Raw genomic sequence first — 20,576 nt, 5'->3', positions numbered from 1 at the left:
GAATCTCCGTATCTGTGTGGGTGCTGGGGGCGCCTCGTTCTCGGGGCACGGACCGTCCACAGCACCCCATCCGGGGGCTTTACCCGCTGGCGGCCGCGGCGTACACCTATCTGCACGTTCCAACACCAAAGTGCACGATCAGGCATCAAGAGTGAGGATCCACCATGAGACCTCACACGCGAGCGGGCGTGACGCTCACGGTGCTGGCCGGCGCGGGCCTGCTGGCGGCGGGCCTCGGTCAGCGGGCGCGAGAGATCGCGCTGCCCCTCCTCGACGAGGGCCGCGTCTCGCAACTGACGGCCGTACACCTGCCCGACGTCGTGACGCTGGCGTTGCTGGCGGCGGGGTGCGTCGTGGCCGTCTGGTACGCCGCGACGGCAGCCATCGCGCTGGCCGCGCTGGTCCTGCGGGGCGGACCGCGGCACCGCCTCGAGGGCCTGCTGCGGCGCTGCGGGGCACCGATTCTGCGACGCGTCCTGCTCACGACGGCGGCGACCGGTGTGGGCGTCGCCGTCTCACTCGGCGGTGCTGCCGCCGCCACCGTCGAGCCCGACCCCGCGCTGCCCGTGGACCTGGGCTGGGGCGCTGCCGACGATGTGTCGGCACCCGCACCGGCCCGGGCCCCCGATCCGTCCCCGCCGCCCGTCCCGCCCGCCTCCTCGGTGCCTCCCTCATCGGCGCCATCGGAGGACCCGGGGTCGCGGGCTGGCACGCCTGCCGCCACGGCCCCCGGCACGCATTCGCCGATGCCCGGCACACCCGACTCCCCGACGCCCCACGCGCCCGGCCTGCCGACGGCGGGCCCGCCGGAATCCCCGACGCCCGCCGCCCCCGGGGCCCGGCCGTCTCCGGCCCCACCTTCGGTAGCGCCGTCCCCGCCGGCCCCGGCCGCGCCCACCGACCGCCACGTCGTCACCGCTGGCGAGAGCCTCTGGGCCATCGCCGCCGACCATCTGCCCGATTCCGCCACCGACGCCGAGATCGCCGCGGTGTGGCCGCGGTGGTACCGCGCCAACGCCGCGGTGATCGGCGGCGATCCCGACCTCATCCAACCCGGTCAGCTGCTGCAGGCCCCGACGAAGGAGTCCTCATGAGCGCCCTCACCCTCGCCCCGTCCCCGGCACGGTCGTCCGCGACGATCGCGGCACCCGTCCACCGTGGTGACGAGTTCGATCTCCCCGGCTCCGCAGGCGGTGCGCCCGGTGCGCCGCCCAGAGCACCTGCCCGTCCCGGCACGCGGCCGACGTGGGACCGGGTCCGCTTCGTCGGCGGCATCGCACCGGCCCCGCCATCCACCAAGCGGGCCACAGCGCGCGGCGCCGTCGTGCTCACCCTGCCGGAGCTCCCGCGGGAGGACACCCCTCAACCGCTCCCGGAGCCGGCCCCGTGGGCGGGGGCCGTCGTGCTCGGCGCCGTCGAGGCGCTGATAGGGCTGCGGCCGCCGAACCAGCTCGCGCGGCTGCTCGCCCCCGAGCTGTACGGGCCGCTCGCGCGCCGCGCCCGGCTCGCCGAGCGGGTAGTCGGCCGACCGGCTCGCGCCCGGCGCACCCAGGTCCGCCGGGTGCGGGTGTGCCGGATCGACCCGCGCACGGTGGAGGCGGCGGTCGTCGTGCACGACGGCGACCGTGTGCGCGGGGCCGCCGTGCGCCTCGAGGCCCACCGCGGCCGGTGGCGGGCGACCGCTCTTGAGATCGGGTAGGCCCGCCGCCGACGTGCCGCCCAGGCCCCGTCGCGCGACGATGCCCGCATGTCCTCGACGATGACGGCGGCGTACGTACCGGCGCTGGGGCCGGCGGAAGAGATCCGGGTGGGCGAGCTGCCCGTCCCCGTCCCTCACCCCGACGAGGTCCTCGTGACGGTGGAGTCGGTGGCGGTGGACCGGGTCGACACCCTGGTGCGCTCAGGCGCCTACCGCACCGAGGTCCCGCTCCCGCTGATCCTCGGCCGCGACCTCGTCGGCACCGTGCTCGAGGTCGGCCACGCGGTGCACGGCTTCCGCCCGGGTGACCGGGTCTGGTCCAACAGTCTCGGCCACGACGGGCGGCAGGGATCCTTCGCCCAGTACGCCGTCGTCCCGGCCGAGCGGCTCTACCACCTCCCCGATCACGTCGACCCTCGGCTGGCCGTCGCCGTCGCCCACTCGGCCGCGACGGCGTACCTCGCCTGGTTCGTGCACGCGAAGCTACGACCGGCACAAACGGTCCTGGTCGGCGGCGGGGGCGGCAACGTCGGCACCTCGGCCATCGAGCTGGCCGCCCGCGCGGGGGCCACGGTCATCGCCACCGCCCGTCCCGACGACCACGAGCGGTGCACCGCCGCCGGGGCCGCCGCCGTCCTCGACTACCGAGCCCCCGACCTGGCCATGGCCATACGCACCCACGCCCCGAAGGGCGTCGACGTCGTCTGGGACACCTCGGGCCATCAGCCCCACGAGATCTCTGCCGAGGTCGTGAGACCCGGCGGGAAGATCCTGGTCACCGCCGTGCGGGACGGCTCCGGGCCGGTGCCACTGGCGGAGCTGTACACCCGGGACGTCAGCATCCACGGGTTCGTCATCAGCCTGGCCTCGGTGCGCGACCTGACGTCCGCCGCCGCGCTGATCAACCGGATGCTCCTCGAGGAACGCCTCAGCGCCCGCATCATCGACGAACTGCCGCTCGCCTTCGCCGCTGACGCGCACCGCCAGATGGAGGCCGGTGACCTGCGTGGCCGGTTGTTGCTCCACCCGTGGGCGCGAGAGGGCGAGGAGGTGTGGACTGGCCGCCCGTCCTGACCATCGACCGGACGGACGGCGCCTCTCATTAGGGCGCGACCTTCTCAGGCGGTCCGGTCGAAGGTGGCTCGGTGGCGTTCGACCAGTCGCTTCAGGCGGCTGTCCTTCTCGGGCGCGCCCGGCGGTCCGGCTGGCTGACGGCCCGGCGGCCCCGTCGCTGGAGCCGGTCGGTGGCCGGGCAGGGGTGGGGCGTGGGAGGTGTAGGTGTGCCCGGTGGGGGTGGTCAGCTCGACGACGTGGCCGCCGGGCCCGGCCCGCGGGCCTTCCGCGGCGCCGTCGCCGACCCCGCTCGTGGCGGCGTCGTCGCTGGTGGGGAGGGTGCGGGCGGTCCAGCCGGGGGCCTGCCGGGCGTAGTTGCAGGCCTCGCAGGCCCCGCGCAGGTTCTCCGCGGTGGTCGGCCCGCCGGCGGCGGCGGGGATGACGTGGTCGCGGTGGCGGATCGGGGCGTCGCACCAGTTCGTCCGGCACGCCAGGTCCCGGGTGGTGACGAACCTCGCCAGCCCGGGCGGGGCGATGCGGCGGCGGGAGTCCAGCGCGACCAGCTCGCCGGTGCCCGGGGCGGTGAACAGCCGCCGCAGCCACGCCAACACCTTGCCCTCGTCCGCACCGGGCACCGCGGCGCTACCCGCGCCGGGCGGCCCGAAGGCGCTAGCCGCGCCGGGCGGCCCGAAGGCGCTACCCGCGCCGGGCGGCCCGAAGGCGCTACCGCCCACCCGGTCCGCGCCGTCGCCCGCGGGGGCGTCGGTCTCGGCCGAGGCGCCGAGGCGGGCGGTGAGCAGGTCGCGGGCGACGTCGGCCGGGACGGTGCCGTAGCCGGGAATCACGGCGGGTTCGGCGTCGCCTTCGAGCAGGGTGCGGTCGGTCATGACCAGCTGGACCTCGATGGGCACGTCGGCGGCGCGGGCCTGGCCGGTGACCCGCTCGACGAGGGTGTCGGCCATGATCTGCCCCCGGCTGCGCCCGTCGCCCTGGGCGCGCAGCGCGTCCGCCGTCCTCGTGAGCGCCGCCCACACCCCCACCCCCTGGGCCACCGGCAACAGCCCGGTCAGGTAGGTCATGGTGTCCGGGGCCGGGCGCAGGCTCACCCCCCGTTCGGCCTCCGCCCGGCGGGCCCGGGCCACCACCGAGGCGGCGTCCAGGCGGTAGGCCAGCTGCTTGGCCCGGGCCACCAGCGCCCGGGTGCCCATCCGCTCCACCGCCGCCGGGTCGGCCCACAGCTGCGCGTCGAAGGCGGCCCGGTCGGGGGCGGCCAGGCAGATCGACTCGCGCACCAGCACCGTGGCCCGCCACTCGCTGATCACCCCGGCCTGCAGGGCGGCGAAGGTGCGCGGCATCTCCAGCACCAGGGTCTTGGCCAGGCCCAGCAGCCGCCCGCCCTGGTGCGGGGACTCTCGGCGGGCCAGCGCCACCTGCGCCCCCACCCCGCGCCCGCGCCGGGCCGCGGGCACCCCGGCGGCCTCCTGCGCCCGGCGCTGGGAGAGGTCCAGGTCCACCGCGATCCGCGCCTGCGCCGCCGCTGCGGCCGCCTTCAACTCCTCCAGCACCCGCAGCTGATCGACCCGCTCGGCGTCCGAGACATCCCGATCCACCCCCGCCAGCGCTTCGCGCCAGCTGGTGATGTCGGCGGAGGTGAGAGGGGCAGGAGCCGGCACCGACGGAGCCGGCGCGGTCGGCGCGGCCGCCGGAACCGGTGGCAGGGAAGACTGTGCGGAAGGTCTCGCCGAGGCAGGGTCCGCACCGGGCTGCCCCGCACCCCGGTCCCGGCCACCCCGCCTATCGAACATGTGTAGCACACTACCGACCGGCACCGACATCCGCCGCGGGCCTGGGGACAACCGTGCGCGGGCGACGGAGGAGGTGCTCTCACCGCACGAAGGAGCCGACCGCGCGTGGCAGCTACAAGCGCGGCGCCTGGAACACGGATCAGCACCATGCGCGCACAGACGCCGATGGCCGTGTCCGGCGGACACGGCCATCGGCCCTCCTTGTCCGGCGCGCTATGCGCACGCACAAGGAAGGAGACGACTCAGAGGTTCCCGAGCATCTGGTCGAACGTGGGGACGTCGGCGTACAGGTCCGCCGGCCCCGAGTTCTCCCGCGCCGCGACCATCTCGGCAAGCTCCCGCCCTGCGCGCTGGATGCGGGCGGGCAGCGGGTTGACCTTGTCGCCCTCACCGGCCCAGTCGTCCGTGGCCGCGAACACCGAGGTGGTCGCGACGTCGGCGCGCAGGTAGGTGAACAGGGGCCGCATGGAGTACTCCAGCGCGAGCGAGTGCCGCGGCGTCCCGCCGGTCGCACCGAGCAGGACCGGCATGTCGACGAGGGAGTCCTTGTCCAGGATGTCGACGAAGGACTTGAACAGCCCCGAGTAGGTCGTCGTGAACAGCGGGGTGACGAGGATCAGCCCGTCCGCGCCGGTGACCTTCTCGATGACCTCCCGCAGCGCACCGGTGGGGAAACCGGTGAGCATCGCGTTGATGATCTCGTGCGCGACGTCACGCAGCTCGACGGTCTCGACTCGCGTGCTCACCCCCCGCTGACCCAACGCGGCGACGGTGGTCTCGGACAGCCGGTCCGCCAGCAGCCGGGTGGACGACGGCTGGCCCAGCCCAGCCGAGACGGCGACGATCGTGCGCTCGCTCATGGTTCTCCTCGTTCTCGCAAGTGTGCTCGGCGGCTCACAGCCCGAAGGCTGCGCCCTTCTTGGTGGCGGCGTGGGCCGCGGCGGCGTCGTCCTCGGCGGTCGCGCCAGTCCAGCGGTCCTCGCCGGCGACGTGCTCGCCCGCCACCGCGCCGGCGGCGCGGGCCTTGGCCACCCGGTCGGCGTGGCTCGGCGGGTCGGAGGGCACCCCGGCGGGGCGCTTGGACTCGTTCTCCTTGCGGAGCGCGGGGACGATCTCCTCGGCGAGGATGTCGATCTGCTCGAGCACCGTCTTCAGCGGCAGACCCGCGTGGTCGATGAGGAACAGCTGGCGCTGGTAGTCCCCGACGTCCTCGCGCATGGCGGCGTAGCGGTCGATGATCTCCTGCGGCGAGCCCACCGTCAGCGGCGTCTCCCGGGTGAAGTCCTCCATCGACGGGCCGTGCCCGTAGACCGGGGCGTTGTCGAAGTAGGGGCGGAACTCGGCCTTGGCGTCCTGGGAGTTCTTCCGGGCGAAGAACTGCCCGCCCAGGCCCACGATCGCCTGGTCGGCGCGCCCGTGGCCGTAGTGCTCGAAGCGCTGACGGTAGTACTGCACCATCCGCTTGGTGTGGCTCATCGGCCAGAAGATGTTGTTGTGGAAGAAGCCGTCACCGTAGTACGCGGCCTGCTCGGCGATCTCCGGGCTGCGGATCGAGCCGTGCCACACGAAGGGGGGCACGCCATCGAGCGGGCGAGGCGTGGCGGTGAAGCCCTGCAGCGGGGTACGGAACCGGCCCTGCCAGTCCACCACCTCCTCCTCCCACAGCCTGCGCAGCAGCGCGTAGTTCTCGATCGCGAGGTTGATGCCCTGGCGGATGTCCTTGCCGAACCAGGGGTAGACCGGGCCGGTGTTCCCGCGGCCCATCATCAGGTCCATGCGCCCGTCGGCGATCACCTGCAGCATCGCGTAGTCCTCGGCGATCTTCACCGGGTCGTTCGTGGTGATCAGCGTCGTCGACGTGGACAGGATGATGTTCTTCGTCGTCCCGACCAGGTAACCGAGCATCGTCGTCGGCGAGGACGCCACGAACGGCGGGTTGTGGTGCTCCCCGGTGGCGAAGACGTCCAGGCCCGCCTGGTCGGCGTGCTGCGCGATCTTGAGGATCGCCCGAACGCGCTCGGTGTCGTTCGGCGTCGTGCCGGTCGTGGGATCGGTCGTGACGTCACTGACCGTGAAGATTCCGAACTGCATGGCTGCGCCCCTCGCAAGATCGATGCATTTGCATGTACATCCGGACCAACAGCGGGACCTAGGTCGGTATTCCGCCCCCATCGTGACGAGCGCCACGCGACGGCGCAGCCCGGGGCGCGCCGGCCGACGCCCGGGCGCGCCGGCCGACCAGCCCGGGAGCACCGGCCGACCAGCAGCGCAGCCCGGGCACAGCGACCGGCCCACCACGCGGCGCAGGGCCGAAACGACCACCCCGCCGCGACGCCGTCGGGCCCCACCACGGATGTGGTGAGGCCCGACGGCGGTGACATGTTCGGCGCCCGCAGCGCTCGCGCGGCAGCTACTGCCGGCGGCGCGCCGCCTTCGCCTGCGCCCGGCGCTGCTCGCGGTTGCCCGCGCCGGCCGGCTGGCCGTCCTCGCCGGCCACCTGGGCGGCCGGTTCCCCGTCGCCGGAGACGCCGGTGGGCATGCTGCCGTCCAGCGCCGAGGCGGAGTACGACAGCCGCTGCGGCCGCTCCGGCGCCTCGAGGCCCAGCTCGTCCGTCGCCGGGGCGGCGGCGGTGGCGGCGGCCGGGGCCTTCCGCTTCCGGGCGTGCGCGGCCGCCTTCGCCGCGGTCGCCGCGGCCGAGGCGTTGTCGACGAGCTCGGACGGCGCGTTGACCGGGGCCTCCTGGCGCTTGACCTCGAGGTTGAACAGGTACCGGACCGACTCTTCCTTGATGGCCTCGTTCATGGCCTGGAAGAGCTGGTAGCCCTCGGTCTGGTACTCGACCAGCGGGTCGCGCTGGGCCATGGCCCGCAGGCCGATGCCCTCCTTGAGGTAGTCCATCTCGTAGAGGTGCTCGCGCCACTTGCGGTCCAGCACCGAGAGGACCACCCGCCGCTCGAGCTGACGCATGATCTCCGAGCCGAGCTGCTCCTCGCGGGCGGCGTAGGCGAGGTGGATGTCGGACTGCAGCTCCTCGGTCAGCATCTCGGCGGTCACCCGGGTGGCGTTGCCCGCCTCCTCGACGATGTCCTCCGGGGTGATCGTGACCGGGTAGGTGGTCTTCAGCTCGGTCCACAGCGCCTCGAGGTCCCACGTCTCCGGCGCGCCCTGGGCGGTGTGCACCGCGACGAGTCCGGCGACGACGTCGTCGAGGAACGCCTGGATCTGCTGCTGGAGGTCCTCCCCCTCGAGCACCCGGCGCCGCTCGGCGTAGACGATCTCGCGCTGGCGGGACATGACGTCGTCGTACTTCAGGACGTTCTTGCGGATCTCGAAGTTGCGGGCCTCGATCTGCGCCTGGGCGCTGGCGATGCCGCGGGAGACGAACTTGTGCTCGAGCGGCATGTCGTCGGGGAAGGAGGCGCTGTCCATGACGCGCATCGCCAGCCCGGAGTTGAACAGCCGCATGAGGTCGTCCTCGAGGGACAGGTAGAACCGGGACTCGCCCGGGTCACCCTGACGGCCGGAGCGGCCGCGCAGCTGGTTGTCGATGCGGCGCGACTCGTGCCGCTCGGTGCCCAGCACGTACAGCCCGCCGAGCTCCTTGACCTCGTCGTGCTCGGCGGCGGAGGCCTTCTTGGCGGCCTCGAGCGCCGCCGGCCAGGCGGCCTCGTACTCCTCCGGCGTCTCGGCCGGGTCGAGGCCCTGCTGCTTGAGCGTCTGGACGGCGATGAACTCGGCGTTGCCGCCGAGCATGATGTCGGTGCCGCGCCCGGCCATGTTGGTCGCCACGGTGACGGCGCCCTTGCGCCCGGCCATGGCCACGACCGCCGCCTCGCGCTCGTGCTGCTTGGCGTTGAGGACCTGGTGCGGGATGCCCTTCTTCTTCAGCAGCGCCGAGAGGACCTCGGACTTCTCCACGCTCGTGGTGCCCACGAGGACCGGCTGGCCGACGGCGTGCCGCTCGGCGATGTCGTCGACGATCGCCGTGTACTTCTGCTGGACCCCCTTGTAGATGAGGTCCGACTGGTCCTTGCGGACCATCGGCTTGTTCGTCGGGATCGGCACGACGCCGATCTTGTAGGTGCTGGAGAACTCCGCCGCCTCGGTCTCGGCGGTACCGGTCATGCCGGAGAGCTTGTCGTAGAGGCGGAAGTAGTTCTGCAGGGTGATCGTGGCGAGGGTCTGGTTCTCGGCCTTGATGGCCACCCCCTCCTTGGCCTCGATCGCCTGGTGCATGCCCTCGTTGTAGCGGCGCCCGGCCAGGACGCGGCCGGTGTGCTCGTCGACGATGAGGACCTCACCGTTCTTGACGATGTAGTCCTTGTCCTTCTTGAAGAGCTCCTTGGCCTTGATCGCGTTGTTGAGGAACCCGATCAGCGGGGTGTTGAGGGACTCGTAGAGGTTCTCGATGCCGAGGTAGTCCTCGACCTTCTCGATGCCCGGCTCGAGCACGCCGACGGTGCGCTTCTTCTCGTCGACCTCGTAGTCGACCTCCGGCTTCAGCCGGGTCACCAGGCGCGCGAACTCGGCGTACCACTTGTTGACGTCGCCGGTCGCGGGGCCGGAGATGATGAGCGGGGTGCGGGCCTCGTCGATGAGGATGGAGTCGACCTCGTCGACGACGGCGAAGTGGTGGCCGCGCTGGACGAGCTCGCTGACCGCCCACGCCATGTTGTCGCGGAGGTAGTCGAAGCCGAACTCGTTGTTCGTGCCGTAGGTGATGTCCGCGGCGTACTGCGCGCGGCGCTCGTCGGGGCTCTGGCCGGACAGGATCGTGCCCGTCGTCATCCCCAGAAAGCGGTGGACGCGGCCCATGAGCTCGCTCTGGTACCCGGCGAGGTAGTCGTTGACCGTGACGACGTGCACGCCCTTGCCAGTCAGCGCGTTGAGGTAGCTCGGCAGGGTCGCGACGAGGGTCTTGCCCTCACCGGTCTTCATCTCGGCGATGTTGCCCAGGTGCAGCGCCGCCCCGCCCATGACCTGCACGCGGTAGTGCCGCTGGCCCAGCGTCCGGGTGGCGGCCTCGCGCACGGTGGCGAACGCCTCGGGCAGGAGGTCGTCGAGCTTCTCGCCGTCGGCGTAGCGCTGCTTGAACCGGTCCGTCTCCTCGCGCAGCTCGGCGTCGGACATGGACTTGAACTCGTCCTCGAGCGCGTCGACCTGGTCCGCCATGGCGCTGAGCCGCCTGAGGACACGGCCTTCGCCCGCTCGCAGGATCTTGTCGAGGATCTTCGGCACGCGCCAGCTCCTGGTCGTCTCACGTCCACCGGACACGCCGGTGCGGTGCCCCGGATGGGCGCACCCGGTTTCCATAGTAGGCGGTGCCGGACGACGGCCACAGCCGCCACACGAGGCGACGGCGCGGCGGGGCGCGAGGCCGGCCCGCGCGCGGCGGCTCAGCGAGCGGTGCGGAGGGCGCCGGCCAGGTCGTGGACGAGGTCACCGTGCGCCTCGTCGTCGAGGTGCACCGCCCCCAGCCCCAGCCAGCCGGCCATCTCGCCCAGGGCCGCGGCGAGCTGCTCGCTCACGAGGCCCCGGGCGGGCCACGCCCCGGACCCGGCGCGGACCAGCCCGGGGACGGCGTCCGGGGCCTCGGCGTGCGCCGCCCGGACGACGAGGGCGCCGGCGCGCCGGTCGGCCTTGAGGTCCACCCGGGCCACGAGGTGCTCGCCCAGGAGGAAGGGCAGCACGTAGTAGCCGTGCCGGCGGCGCGCGGCGGGGGTGTAGATCTCGATGCGGTAGTGCATCCCCCACAGCTCCCGCACCCGGCGGCGCTCGAAGACCAGCGGGTCGAAGGGCGCCAGCAGCGCCCGGGCGTCGCTCCGTCGCGGCACCCGCGCCCCGGCGGCGAGGTAGGCCTCCTTCCAGCCCGGCACGTGCACGGGCTCGAGCGCGCCGTCCTCGACGAGCTCGGCGACGGCGGCGGCGGTCGCCGCCACGGGCAGCCGGAAGTAGTCGGCCAGGCCCCGCACGGTGGCGACCCCGTGCGCGCGGGCGGCGACCGCGACGAGCTGCCGCACGGCGTCGGCCCGGTCCGGGACCGGCGCGGCCAGGACGTCGGCGGGCAGGACCCGCTCGGTGAGGTCGTAGGCGCGCTCGAACTGCAGGGTGCGGCCGGCGGCGGCGATCTCGCCGATGTTGAACAGGTGCTCGAGGGCACGCTTGGCCGGCGTCCAGTTCCAGCCCCAGTGCTCGCGGGGCCCGCGGCGGTGGCCGAGCGCCTCGTGCACCTGGCTCGCCGTGACCGGCCCGGCCTCGGCGACGACCTCGCGCACGGCCGAAAGGACGCCGGGGTGGTGGGCGAGCTCGCGCCCCCAGTGGTCGCGGAGGCGGTAGTCCTCCATGCGCCATCGCAGCAGCTGGTAGGTGCGCGGCGGGACGTAGGAGGCCTCGTGCGCCCAGAACTCCACCAGGCGTCGGGGCGCGCGCCCGCTGGCGCGGTCGACGAGCGCGACGTCGTAGGGGCCCAGGCGCGAGAAGAGGACGAGCAGGTGGGCGCGGGCCAGGACGTTGACCGAGTCGATCTGCAGCAGCCCGATGCGGTCGATGGCCCGCTGCAGGTGGCCCATGGTGGGGGCGACGGACCGTGACCGGTCGAGGCCCTGGGCGGCGACGGCGATGCGGCGGGCCTGGCCGGGGGTCAGCGTGCGGCCGGGCCGAGGCGGTCGGGCCGCCCCGGTGGGTCGCGCGACGGTGGTGGTCACGTGCCCATCGTGCCCGGTCCCACCGACATCGACCCGCGAAGCGCTCGGTGGCGGCCGAAACGGCAGTCCGACTGCTGGGGCTCAGGCGGCGGCGAGGCGCAGGTCGTCGACGAGGGCGTCGAAGGCCTCGTCGAAGCCAGGCCTGCCGCGCAGCCGGACGACGGCGGACGGGTGCGTCGTCACCACGACCCGCACCTCGCCGTCGGGCCCCGGCCGGCTCAGCGGCGTGCCGCGCTCGGCGGTGACCCGCACCTCCCGGCCGAGGACCGCCCGCCCGGCGGTGGCGCCCAGACACACGACGACGCCCGGTCGCACCGCCGCCAGCTCGGCCTCCAGCCACGGCAGGCACGCCTCGACGTGCGCCACCCCGGGCGTCTTGTGGATGCGCCGCTTGCCGCGCATCTGGAAGCGGAAGTGCTTGACGGCGTTGGTCACGTACACGCCGCCCGGGTCGATGCCGGCCGCCTCGAGGGCGTCGTCGAGGATGCGGCCGGCCGGGCCGACGAACGGCTTGCCCTCGCGGTCCTCCCGGTCGCCCGGCTGCTCGCCGACCAGCACGATGCGCGCCCGGTCGCTGCCGGTGGAGAAGACCACCTGGGTGGCGTCGGCCCACAGCTCGCACCCGCGGCACCCCGGGGCCGCCGCCCGCAGGCCGTCGACGTCCGCCTCCGGCGGCACCCACCGCCGGGCGCCGGGCCGCTCCTCGGACATCTCCCCTCCTACCCCGCCACGGCCGCCGGCCGGGCCGCGATGTCGCCGAGCCGGTCGGCCAGCGCGATGGCGTCCACCGGGGCCCGGACCTTGACGTCGTTGTCGAAGTAGACGTAGACGTCCCGCCCGTCGCCGTGCCAGCGGCGGATCTTCTCCGCCCAGGTGTCCAGCGCGGCGTCGGTGTAGCCGCTGACGTAGAGCTCCTGGTCCCCGTGCAGGCGCACGTAGACGATGTCGGCGGTGACGTCCTCCAGCAGCGGCCAGCGCCCGGCGGTGTCCGCGACGACGGCGGCCACCCCGTGCTCGCGCAGGAGCGCGGCGAACGCGGGGTCGCGGTAGCTGGGGTGGCGGACCTCCATGGCGTGGCGCAGGGGCCGGTCGGCGTCGGTGGTGGTCCACGTCTGCTCGTCGGTGAGCCGGTCGTCGTGCCCGGCGGCGAGGGCCGCCGCGTCGGTGGTGGTGCGCGGCAGCTGGGCGAGGAAGCCCTCGACCCGCGCGGCGTCGAACGGCAGCTGCGGCGGGAGCTGCCAGAGCACGGGGCCGAGCTTGTCGCCCAGGGCGAGGACGCCGGAGGCGAAGAAGTTGGCCAGCGGGGTCGCGACGTCGACCAGCTTCTTCATGTGGGTGATGAACCGCCCGCCCTTGACGGCGAACACGAACCCGGGCGGGGTCTGCTCGGCCCAGGCGCGGTAGCTCGGCGGGCGCTGCAGGGAGTAGAAGGACCCGTTGATCTCCACGCTGGAGAGGTGGCTGGCCACGTAGGACAGCTCGAGCCGCTGGGGCAGCCCGCGGGGGTAGAACACCCCGCGCCAGGGGGCGTACCGCCACCCCGAGATGCCGACCCGCACGACCATGGGCCCGACTGTATTGGCGGGCGGCGACGGCGGCGCGGCGGGCGCCGTCGCGGGCCCCGGTGGGGCGGGCAGGCTCGCCCCACCGGGGCCTGGTCAGCGGGCGACGGCGCGGACGGTCACCGCGTCCGCGGGTCAGCCGGCGACGGCGGGGGCCGCCACCGCGGGCACCTCACCGGTGCGGCGGCCTTGCAGCTCGTCGATCTCGTCGAGGGTGCGGTGCGCGGTCTCCTTGGCCGTCAGGGCCGCGAGCGCGGAGATGACGCACATGGCCGAGACGAAGACGGCGGGGCCGATCCAGCTCTGCAGGTCCGGGCCGGCGAGGTAGGTCGCCATCGCCGGGGCGAGGCCGCCGGAGACGGCGAAGCCGATCTGGGTGCCGAGCGCCAGGCCGGTGGCGCGCACGCGCGTCGGGAACATCTCGGCGTAGAAGGACGGCCAGATGCCGTTCGCGAGGGAGTACAGCATCCCGGACATGAGGACGCCGAAGGCGAAGACGAGGCCCCAGTTCCCCGCGGAGATGGCGGCGAGATAGGGGTACATCAGCACGGCCGAGCCGACCACGCCGGTGACGAAGACGCGCTTGCGGCCGACCCGGTCGGCGAGGCGGGCGGCGAGCGGGATGGCGCCCAGGGCGACGGCGTTCGCCGCGACCGGCACCCACAGCATGGTCGAGCGCTCCAGGCCGACGCCGTTGGTGGCGTAGCTGACGGAGAAGACGGTGAACACCATGTTGACGGTGTTGATCATCGCCGCGGCGGCGATGCGCAGGACGGCCGCCTTGTGGTGGCGGAAGGTCGCCGCGAGCGGGGTCTGCTGGGCGGTGACCTCCCTGGCCTCGTGGAAGGCGGGCGGCTCCTCCAGGGAGCGGCGGATGATGTAGGCGGTCACGACGACGAAGGCAGAGAGCCAGAACGGCACCCGCCAGCCCCAGCTGAACAGGATCTCGTCCGGCAGCAACGTGAAGGGGATGAAGATCGCCGTGGCGAGGAGCGTGCCGAACTGGGTGCCCTGCAGGGTCCAGCTCGTGGTGAACGCGCGCCGGTCCTCGTCACTGTGCTCGAGCGACATGGAGATCGCGCTCGCCTGCTCGCCGGAGGCGGACAGGCCCTGGAGGATCCGGCACAGCACCAGCAGCGCCGGCGCGAGCGCCCCCACCTGGTCGTAGGTGGGCAGGCAGCCGATCGCGAACGTCGCGCCGCCCATGAGGAACAGGGTGAGCATGAGGACGAACTTGCGGCCGAACCTGTCGGCGAGCGGGCCCATGAGCATGGCCCCCAGCGGTCGCACGACGTACGCGACGCCGACGGTGCCCATGGACAGCAGCACCGCGACCACCGGCGAGGCGTCCTCGGAGAAGAACAGGTGGTTCAGGACGAGGGCCGCGGCGGTGCCGTAGACGGCGAAGTCGTAGTACTCGAGGGCCGAGCCGATCCAGCTCGCCAGTGCCGCCTTCCGGGGCGTCTTCTCGTGGGTGGGTGCGACGGGCATGTGGTGATCCTTCATTGGACGGGTCCCGAGGACGAAACCTGCTCAGCTGACGGGCAGGCCGGGGTGCGTCGGCCGCACCCCGGTGGACGGATCGGCGACGGGGGGCGGGCTCCGTGGCCGGGTGGGCCGGGACCCGCCGCGCCGGCACGCACCCGATAGGGCCCTTCCGGCGACCGCGATCCGCGCTGCCGCCACGCTCCGTTTCCAGATAGTGGCAACACCTGCTATATGTTGAGTCGTTATCCTGCTGTGGCGTCCGCTACATGTCAAAGAGGAGCTATGTCGGATTCGTCGAGCGGCACCGTGGGCAAGGCCTTTCGGGTGCTCACCGCGGTCGGGGAGCACCCCGACGGCGCCACCGCGGCCGACGTCGCGCGCGACGTGGGCTACCCGTTCAGCACCGCCTACCGGCTGCTGAGCACGCTCGTGCGCGAGAACTTCCTCGCTTACGACCCGCGGGACAAGCGCTACCGCCTCGGCCTGCGCATCTTCCAGCTCGGTCAGCGGGCCTCGAGCAGCCACGGCTTCGACGGGATGGCCGCGCCCGTGCTGCGGGGGCTCACCGCCGGGACGGAGGAGAGCTCGCTGCTCTGCGTGCTCGACGGCGACCGGTTCCTCACCGTCAACAAGGTCGACGGCCCGCAGTTCCGCACCACCACCGACCCGGGCGAGCGCGGGCTGCTGCACACCTCGGCCATGGGCAAGGCGCTGCTCGCCTTCGCCCCCGACGACACCCGCGAGCACCTGCTCGCCACGCTCGCGCTCGAGGCGCGCACCGAGCGGTCCATCACCGACCGGGCGGCGCTGCGCCGGGAGATCGACGCGGTGCGCGAGCAGGGGTGGGCCGGCCAGGACGAGGAGCACGACGTCGGCATGGTCGCCCTGGCCGTGCCCGTGCGCACCGCCGCGGGCGACCTCGTCGCCGCCGTCGCGCTCGCCGCGCCGGTCTTCCGCCACAGCATGACCACGCTGCTGACGCTGCTGCCGCAGCTGCGCGACGCCGCCGAGGAGCTCGGCGCCCGCCTGCCGATGCACCGCTGACCCGACGCACCGCCGACCGCCGTCCCACCGAGACCCGCCAGAAAGCGAGCACCGCACATGAGCCTGCCCTCCGAGTCCTACCTCGTGGGCCTGATCGGCAGCGGCATCACCGCGTCGCTGACCCCGCCGCTGCACGAGCGCGAGGCGGACCGGCAGGGCCTGCGCTACCTCTACCGGCCCGTCGACCTCGACGTCGTCGGCCGGCCCGGCGCCGACGTCGGCGACCTCCTCCGCGCCGGCCGCGACCTGGGGTTCAACGCCTTCAACATCACCCACCCGTGCAAGCAGCTCGTCATCGCCCACCTCGACGAGCTCTCCCCCGCCGCCCGCCGCCTCGACGCCGTCAACACCGTGCTCGTGCGCGACGGCCGGCTCGTCGGGGACAACACCGACTACTCCGGCTTCGCCTGGGGCCTGCGCACCGGCCTGCCCGGCGCCGCCCTCGGCACCGTCGTCCAGCTCGGCGCCGGCGGGGCGGGCGGCGCCGTCGCCTACGCCCTGCTCGACGCGGGCGTGCGCACGCTGCGGATCAGCGACGTCGCCGCCGACCGGGCCGCCGAGCGCGCCCGGACGCTCGCCGCCCTGTTCCCGGACCGGACGGTCGAGGCGATCGCCCCCGCCGACGTCCCCGCCGCGCTGCGCGCCGCCGACGGCCTGGTCAACGCCACGCCCATCGGCATGCACCACCACCCGAGCCTCCCGCTCGACGCCGACGCCGTGCACGGCGGGCTGTGGGTGGCCGACGTCATCTACCGGCCGGTGGAGACCGCGCTGCTGCGCCTCGCCGCCGCGCGCGGGTGCCGGGTGCTCGACGGCGGGCACATGGCGGTCGGCCAGGCGGTGGACGCCTTCCGGCTCATCACCGGCGCCGAGGCGGACGTCGCGGCGATGCGCGCCGACTTCCTCGCGCTGGTGGCCGCGGAGACGGGGACGACGACGGCCGCCCCGGCCGCGACGGCGGCGACCGCCACGGCCGCGGGGGCCGGGCGATGACCGGGCGGCGCAGGTCCATCGCGACGGTCTGCCTCTCCGGCGCCCTCGAGGACAAGCTCGCGGCCGCGGCCCACGCCGGCTTCGACGGCGTCGAGCTCTTCGCCCCCGACCTGGTCGGGTCGCACCTCTCCCCCGCCCAGGCGCGCGACCTGTGCGCCGACCTCGGCCTGGGCATCGACCTGTACCAGCCCTTCCGCGACGTCGAGGGCGCCCCGCCGGAGCTGCACGCGCGGACCCTGCGCCGGGCCCGGCACGCCTTCGACGTCATGGCCCAGCTGGGCACGGACACCGTGCTCGTGTGCTCCTCGGTGGCGCCGTGGGTGATCGCCGACGACGACCTCGCCGCCGCTCAGCTGCGCGACCTGGCCGAGGAGGCCGCGGCGCGGGGCCTGCGGATCGCCTACGAGGCCCTCGCCTGGGGGTCGGTGGTGAGCACCTGGGAGCACTCCTGGGAGATCGTGCGCCGCGCCGACCACCCGGCGCTGGGCCTGTGCCTGGACAGCTTCCACGTGCTCTCCCGCACCGACGACGTCGCCGGGATCGCCGGCGTGCCCGGCGAGAAGATCTTCTACCTCCAGCTCGCCGACGCCCCGAGCCTGGACATGGACGTCCTGCAGTGGAGCCGGCACCACCGGCTCTTCCCCGGCCAGGGCAGCTTCGACCTGCCGGGCTTCGTGGGCACCGTCCTCGCCGCCGGCTACGCCGGCCCGCTGTCGCTGGAGGTGTTCAACGACGTCTTCCGCCAGTCCGTGCCCGCGCTGACCGCGGTGGACGCCATGCGCTCGCTCGTCGACCTCGAGTCCAAGGTCGACGACGGCGCCGGCCTCACCCCGGCGCCGACGCGCCCGCGGCCGGGCTTCGTGGAGATCGAGGCCTCGCCCGGCTCGGCCCTGCGCGTGCGCGCCGCCCTGCGCGCGCTGGGCTTCGCCCGCACCGGCGTCCACCGCTCCAAGCCGGTCGAGCTGTGGGAGCAGGGCACGGCCGCGCTGCTGCTCAACACCTCCCGCCCCACCGCCACCCCCCGCCCGGACGCGGCCATCACGGCACTGGGCGTCGCCGTCGAGGACCCGGCGGGGGCCGCCCGCCGCGCCGAGGAGCTGCTCGCCCCGCCGCTGCCGCGGGTCGTGGGGGCCCGGGAGGCGCAGCTGCCGGCGTTCATCGCCCCCGACGGCACCGCCGTGTTCCTGTGCGGGCCCGACGACGGCCCCGGGGGTTGGCGGGCCGACTTCGCCCCGGTGCAGGACACCGACGGCGCCACGGTCCCGGCCGGCGACGTCCCGGCTGCCGCGGGCGAACCCGCTCCCGTGCCGGCGCGTCCGGCCGCCGTCGGCCTGGTCGCGGTCGACCACGTCACCCTCACCCAGCCGTTCGACCGCTCGGACGAGGCGACCCTCTTCTTCCGCTCGGTCCTCGGGCTCACCGTCCGGGACGCCGCCGAGGTCTCGGGCCTGTTCGGGCTCGTGCGCACCACCGTCCTGGGCGCCGGCGACCTCGCCGTCGGCCTGAACTCCTCGGTGCTGCGCCGCGGCTCGTGGGCGCCGGGCGTGCCCGCCCCGCAGAGCGTCACCTTCCGCACCGACGACGTCTTCGCCACCGCCCGGGCCCTGCGCGAGCGCGGCGCCCCGCTGCTGCGCATCCCGGCCAACTACTACGACGACCTCGCCGCCCGGCTCGACGTCGACGAGGGCCTGCTCGCCGCGCTGCGCGAGCACGACGTCATGTACGACCGGGACGCCGACGGCGGGGAGTACCTCCACCTGTTCACCCGCGTGATCGGGTCGCAGGTCTTCTTCGAGGTGGCGCAGCGTCGCGGCGGCTACCGCGGCTACGGTGCCGCCGACGCCCCCGTCCGGATGGCCGCGCACGCCGCCGTGCGCACGCACGCCTGACCGCCCGAAAACCCCACCACCACCGAGGAGCACCATGCCCGTCGTCACCGTCAAGGACGTCATCATCGGCCAGGGGCGGCCGAAGATCATCGTGCCGCTGACCGGGAACGACCTCCCGGCGCTGCGCGCGCAGGCCGCCGCGCTGGCCGGTCGACCGGTCGACGTCGTCGAGTGGCGCGTGGACCACCTGACCGGGCCGGCCGAGCCGGACCGGGTCGCCGCCGCCGCCCGCGAGCTCGCCGCCGCCCTGGGCGCCCTGCCGCTGCTCGTCACCTTCCGCACCGCCGCCGAGGGCGGCGCCCGGGCCATCGACGACGCCGCCTACGGCGCGCTGTACCGCGCGGTCGTGGCCTCGGGGGCGGCCGACCTCATCGACGTCGAGCTCTTCCGCGACGCCGCGGTGGTGCGCGACCTGGTCGCCGCGGCGCACGACGCCGGGGTCGCCGTCGTCATGTCCAGCCACGACTTCGACGCCACGCCGCCGCGGGCGGAGATCCTCGCCCGGCTGCGGCGCATGCACGAGCTCGGGGCGGACATCCCCAAGATCGCCGTCATGCCGGCCGACCCCGGCGACGTCCTCGTCCTCCTCGAGGCGACCTGGACGATGCACCGGGAGCTCCCGGACGTCCCGCTCATCACCATGGCCATGGCCGGCACCGGCGTCGTCTCCCGCCTGGCCGGGGAGGTCTTCGGCTCGGCCGCGACGTTCGGGACGGTGGGCCCGGCCTCCGCGCCCGGGCAGGTCGACGCCGACGCGCTGCGGCGCACCCTGGACCTCATTCACCAGGCGAGCTGAGGGCCGGGCCCGCGCGAGCGGGCGCCGGGTCCGGTGGCCGGCGAGGCCGCGTGAGCGGGCGAGGCCGCGTGAGCGGGCGAGGCCGCGTGAGCGGGCGCCGTGCCAGCGAAGGGCGGCCGGCGCCTCCCGGCACGGACCGGGGCCCGCCGCGGTGGCGACGGGCCCCGGTGAGCAGCGGGATCAGGCGTGGTTGGCGACCACGGGCTCGGCCGGTGCGGCGTTCTCCGCGGCGGCGGGCTCGCTCTGCTGGTGGTCGGCGATCACCGCGTTGAGGCGGATGACGCCGTAGGTCCAGCCGTGGCGGTGGTAGGCCACGCAGGGCTGACCGGTCTCGTCGTCGATGAACAGGAAGAACGGGTGCCCGACGAGCTCCATCTCGTACAGGGCCTGGTCCACCGTCATGGGGGTCGCCTCGAGGCACTTCTGGCGCACGACCACCGGGGAGTCGCCGAGCTGGCTCTCGACCGCCTCGCCCGGCGTGGTGGGCGGGGTCATCCGCTCCGCGGTCTCCTCCTCCGGCGCCTCCGGGGCGGGCACGAGGGCGTCCGCCGGGGCCGGAGCGGCGTAGCGATGGTGGTTCTTGCGCCGGTCACGCGCGCGCCGCAGCCGTTCGACGAGCTTGCCGGTCGCGAGGTCCAGGGCGCCGTAGCGGTCCGAGGCCTTCGCCTCGGCCCGGATGACCGGGCCCTTGTCGCGGACGGTGATCTCGACGCGTTCCGCCTGGTCCGCCAGTCGCGGGTTCTTCTCGCGCGTGAGCTCGACCTCGACGCGCTGCGCCCGCGGCGCGAGCTGCTCGACCTTGGCGAGCTTCTCCTCGACGGTGGTGCGGAAGCGGTCGGCGATCTCGGTGTTGCGACCCTTGACGACGATCTCCATGGTGACCTCCAGCGGTCCTTAGACGTGGGGGCTCTGCGGCCCCGGACTCGTGCTGCTCGCCAGGCTCACGGGCGAGCGGTTGGGGTGGGGACCACCTCCTCCAGGACCCGTCCGGACCCGGGCGGCGCCGTCTCGACACCTCGCCTGCGGGATGGGACTGGCTCCATGCATCAACGCTAGTCGCATCAGGAAGGGCGATCATCTCCTTGGTCCTACCCGCGCGTCCACCGCTGGGGGTAGCGTGGAAAGCGCACCATGGCGCCGATTTCGAATTTCCGTGCAATTTGGCCGAAAATCGCGCGACGGGCCCGGCGGGAGGGAAGCGGAACACATGAGTCCGCCGCGGGCCCGGTTCCGGACCGCTCCGCTCTAGGACCGGCGTGTCGCCCGGCCGGCACGCCCGGGGGCCGGCGTCGAGGCGAGCACGAGCGCGCCCGCCACCCGTCCGCCGCGCTCCTCCACCGCCGCCCGGCTGGCGGCGAGGGTCGCGCCGGTGGTGACCACGTCGTCGACCAGCAGGACGACGGCGCCGGCGGGCGGCGCGGCCAGCGCCACGACGGCGCCCGCCCGGTTCGCCGCCCGCCCCCGCGCGCCCAGCCCGACCTGGTGCGCACCGCCGCGGCGGCGGCGCAGGGGGTCGACGACGAGCACCCGGGCCGGGCCCGG

Annotated in this window: 17 protein-coding genes; 7 read left to right on the top strand and 10 right to left on the bottom strand. The window is 74.3% G+C overall.

Annotated features, from left to right (window positions below):
* The first annotated feature begins 164 nt into the window (after positions 1-164).
* The 3 genes from GD970_RS06345 to GD970_RS06335 are packed head-to-tail and all read left to right on the top strand — an operon-like array spanning position 165 to position 2,773.
* Positions 165-1,094, top strand: a complete 930-nt coding sequence (locus GD970_RS06345) for a LysM peptidoglycan-binding domain-containing protein (RefSeq protein WP_152202051.1) — start codon at positions 165-167, stop codon at positions 1,092-1,094.
* On the top strand, positions 1,091-1,699 hold the full coding sequence (locus GD970_RS06340) for an Rv3235 family protein (RefSeq protein ID WP_152202050.1): 609 nt from the start codon (positions 1,091-1,093) through the stop codon (positions 1,697-1,699). Before GD970_RS06345 ends, GD970_RS06340 begins: the two co-directional genes overlap by 4 nt.
* A gap of 48 nt (positions 1,700-1,747) precedes the next feature.
* Entirely contained in the window at positions 1,748-2,773 is a 1,026-nt protein-coding gene (locus tag GD970_RS06335) for an NADPH:quinone reductase (RefSeq protein WP_226925196.1), read from the top strand.
* A 44-nt stretch (positions 2,774-2,817) separates the two neighbouring features.
* Here GD970_RS06335 and GD970_RS06330 read toward each other — a convergent pair whose 3' ends face one another.
* The 8 genes from GD970_RS06330 to GD970_RS06295 form a co-directional block, all read right to left on the bottom strand.
* Positions 2,818-4,362, bottom strand: a complete 1,545-nt coding sequence (locus GD970_RS06330) for an HNH endonuclease (protein WP_319593451.1) — start codon at positions 4,360-4,362, stop codon at positions 2,818-2,820.
* Between the two features lie 437 nt (positions 4,363-4,799).
* Positions 4,800-5,417 (bottom strand): FMN reductase, encoded by a 618-nt coding sequence (locus tag GD970_RS06325; protein WP_152202048.1) that lies wholly within the window; start codon positions 5,415-5,417, stop codon positions 4,800-4,802.
* Positions 5,418-5,451: 34 nt separating this feature from the next.
* Positions 5,452-6,648 carry a CE1758 family FMN-dependent luciferase-like monooxygenase gene (locus tag GD970_RS06320; protein WP_152202047.1) on the bottom strand — a complete coding sequence of 399 codons (1,197 nt, stop codon included), beginning with the start codon at positions 6,646-6,648 and terminating at the stop codon, positions 5,452-5,454.
* Between the two features lie 319 nt (positions 6,649-6,967).
* Complete coding sequence (gene secA, locus GD970_RS06315; protein ID WP_152202046.1) at positions 6,968-9,796, bottom strand: preprotein translocase subunit SecA; 2,829 nt, start codon at positions 9,794-9,796, stop codon at positions 6,968-6,970.
* Positions 9,797-9,954: 158 nt separating this feature from the next.
* Positions 9,955-11,262 (bottom strand): winged helix-turn-helix domain-containing protein, encoded by a 1,308-nt coding sequence (locus GD970_RS06310; protein ID WP_152202045.1) that lies wholly within the window; start codon positions 11,260-11,262, stop codon positions 9,955-9,957.
* An 81-nt stretch (positions 11,263-11,343) separates the two neighbouring features.
* Positions 11,344-11,973: a UdgX family uracil-DNA binding protein gene (locus GD970_RS06305; RefSeq protein WP_152202044.1), complete on the bottom strand. Its 630-nt coding sequence runs from the start codon at positions 11,971-11,973 to the stop codon at positions 11,344-11,346.
* A gap of 8 nt (positions 11,974-11,981) precedes the next feature.
* Positions 11,982-12,827 (bottom strand): DUF72 domain-containing protein, encoded by an 846-nt coding sequence (locus GD970_RS06300; protein WP_152202043.1) that lies wholly within the window; start codon positions 12,825-12,827, stop codon positions 11,982-11,984.
* A gap of 132 nt (positions 12,828-12,959) precedes the next feature.
* The gene (locus tag GD970_RS06295) at positions 12,960-14,315 is read right to left on the bottom strand and encodes an MFS transporter (RefSeq protein ID WP_170297262.1); all 1,356 of its coding nucleotides are present in this window, start codon (positions 14,313-14,315) and stop codon (positions 12,960-12,962) included.
* Between the two features lie 279 nt (positions 14,316-14,594).
* On the opposite strand from GD970_RS06295, the gene GD970_RS06290 reads away from it, so the two are divergent.
* From GD970_RS06290 to aroD, 4 genes are read left to right on the top strand one after another with little or no spacing between them, the layout of a single operon-like run.
* Positions 14,595-15,356 (top strand): IclR family transcriptional regulator, encoded by a 762-nt coding sequence (locus GD970_RS06290; protein WP_152202041.1) that lies wholly within the window; start codon positions 14,595-14,597, stop codon positions 15,354-15,356.
* Positions 15,357-15,413: 57 nt separating this feature from the next.
* A complete protein-coding gene (locus tag GD970_RS06285; RefSeq protein ID WP_152202040.1) occupies positions 15,414-16,349 on the top strand; it encodes a shikimate dehydrogenase in 936 nt (311 codons plus the stop codon).
* The gene (locus GD970_RS06280; protein WP_152202039.1) at positions 16,346-18,238 is read left to right on the top strand and encodes a sugar phosphate isomerase/epimerase and 4-hydroxyphenylpyruvate domain-containing protein; all 1,893 of its coding nucleotides are present in this window, start codon (positions 16,346-16,348) and stop codon (positions 18,236-18,238) included. Before GD970_RS06285 ends, GD970_RS06280 begins: the two co-directional genes overlap by 4 nt.
* A 34-nt stretch (positions 18,239-18,272) precedes the next feature.
* On the top strand, positions 18,273-19,034 hold the full coding sequence (gene aroD, locus GD970_RS06275) for a type I 3-dehydroquinate dehydratase (protein WP_152202038.1): 762 nt from the start codon (positions 18,273-18,275) through the stop codon (positions 19,032-19,034).
* A gap of 180 nt (positions 19,035-19,214) precedes the next feature.
* Here the strand turns inward: aroD and hpf are convergent, their stop codons facing one another.
* Positions 19,215-19,910, bottom strand: a complete 696-nt coding sequence (gene hpf / locus GD970_RS06270) for a ribosome hibernation-promoting factor, HPF/YfiA family (protein ID WP_152202037.1) — start codon at positions 19,908-19,910, stop codon at positions 19,215-19,217.
* A 369-nt stretch (positions 19,911-20,279) separates the two neighbouring features.
* A partial coding sequence (locus tag GD970_RS06265) for a phosphoribosyltransferase family protein (protein ID WP_264372231.1) occupies positions 20,280-20,576 on the bottom strand: 297 nt, incomplete at its 5' end.

The sequence above is a fragment of the Georgenia thermotolerans genome (assembly GCF_009193185.1).
Taxonomy (GTDB): Bacteria; Actinomycetota; Actinomycetes; order Actinomycetales; family Actinomycetaceae; genus Georgenia; species Georgenia thermotolerans.
Note: the sequence above shows the minus strand (reverse complement) of the source record. Positions and strands in the feature narration are given on the sequence as shown.

Excerpts from the sequence above, each read along its gene's own strand:
- GD970_RS06280 (WP_152202039.1), top strand. The coding sequence starts at position 16,346 with ATGACCGGGCGGCGCAGGTCCATCGCGACGGTCTGCCTCTCCGGCGCC.
- GD970_RS06335 (WP_226925196.1), top strand. The coding sequence starts at position 1,748 with ATGTCCTCGACGATGACGGCGGCGTACGTACCGGCGCTGGGGCCGGCG.
- GD970_RS06285 (WP_152202040.1), top strand. The coding sequence starts at position 15,414 with ATGAGCCTGCCCTCCGAGTCCTACCTCGTGGGCCTGATCGGCAGCGGC.
- GD970_RS06340 (WP_152202050.1), top strand. The coding sequence starts at position 1,091 with ATGAGCGCCCTCACCCTCGCCCCGTCCCCGGCACGGTCGTCCGCGACG.
- GD970_RS06320 (WP_152202047.1), bottom strand. The coding sequence starts at position 6,648 with ATGCAGTTCGGAATCTTCACGGTCAGTGACGTCACGACCGATCCCACG.
- GD970_RS06295 (WP_170297262.1), bottom strand. The coding sequence starts at position 14,315 with ATGCCCGTCGCACCCACCCACGAGAAGACGCCCCGGAAGGCGGCACTG.
- GD970_RS06325 (WP_152202048.1), bottom strand. The coding sequence starts at position 5,417 with ATGAGCGAGCGCACGATCGTCGCCGTCTCGGCTGGGCTGGGCCAGCCG.
- GD970_RS06290 (WP_152202041.1), top strand. The coding sequence starts at position 14,595 with ATGTCGGATTCGTCGAGCGGCACCGTGGGCAAGGCCTTTCGGGTGCTC.
- GD970_RS06345 (WP_152202051.1), top strand. The coding sequence starts at position 165 with ATGAGACCTCACACGCGAGCGGGCGTGACGCTCACGGTGCTGGCCGGC.
- GD970_RS06305 (WP_152202044.1), bottom strand. The coding sequence starts at position 11,973 with ATGTCCGAGGAGCGGCCCGGCGCCCGGCGGTGGGTGCCGCCGGAGGCG.
- aroD (WP_152202038.1), top strand. The coding sequence starts at position 18,273 with ATGCCCGTCGTCACCGTCAAGGACGTCATCATCGGCCAGGGGCGGCCG.
- GD970_RS06300 (WP_152202043.1), bottom strand. The coding sequence starts at position 12,827 with ATGGTCGTGCGGGTCGGCATCTCGGGGTGGCGGTACGCCCCCTGGCGC.
- hpf (WP_152202037.1), bottom strand. The coding sequence starts at position 19,910 with ATGGAGATCGTCGTCAAGGGTCGCAACACCGAGATCGCCGACCGCTTC.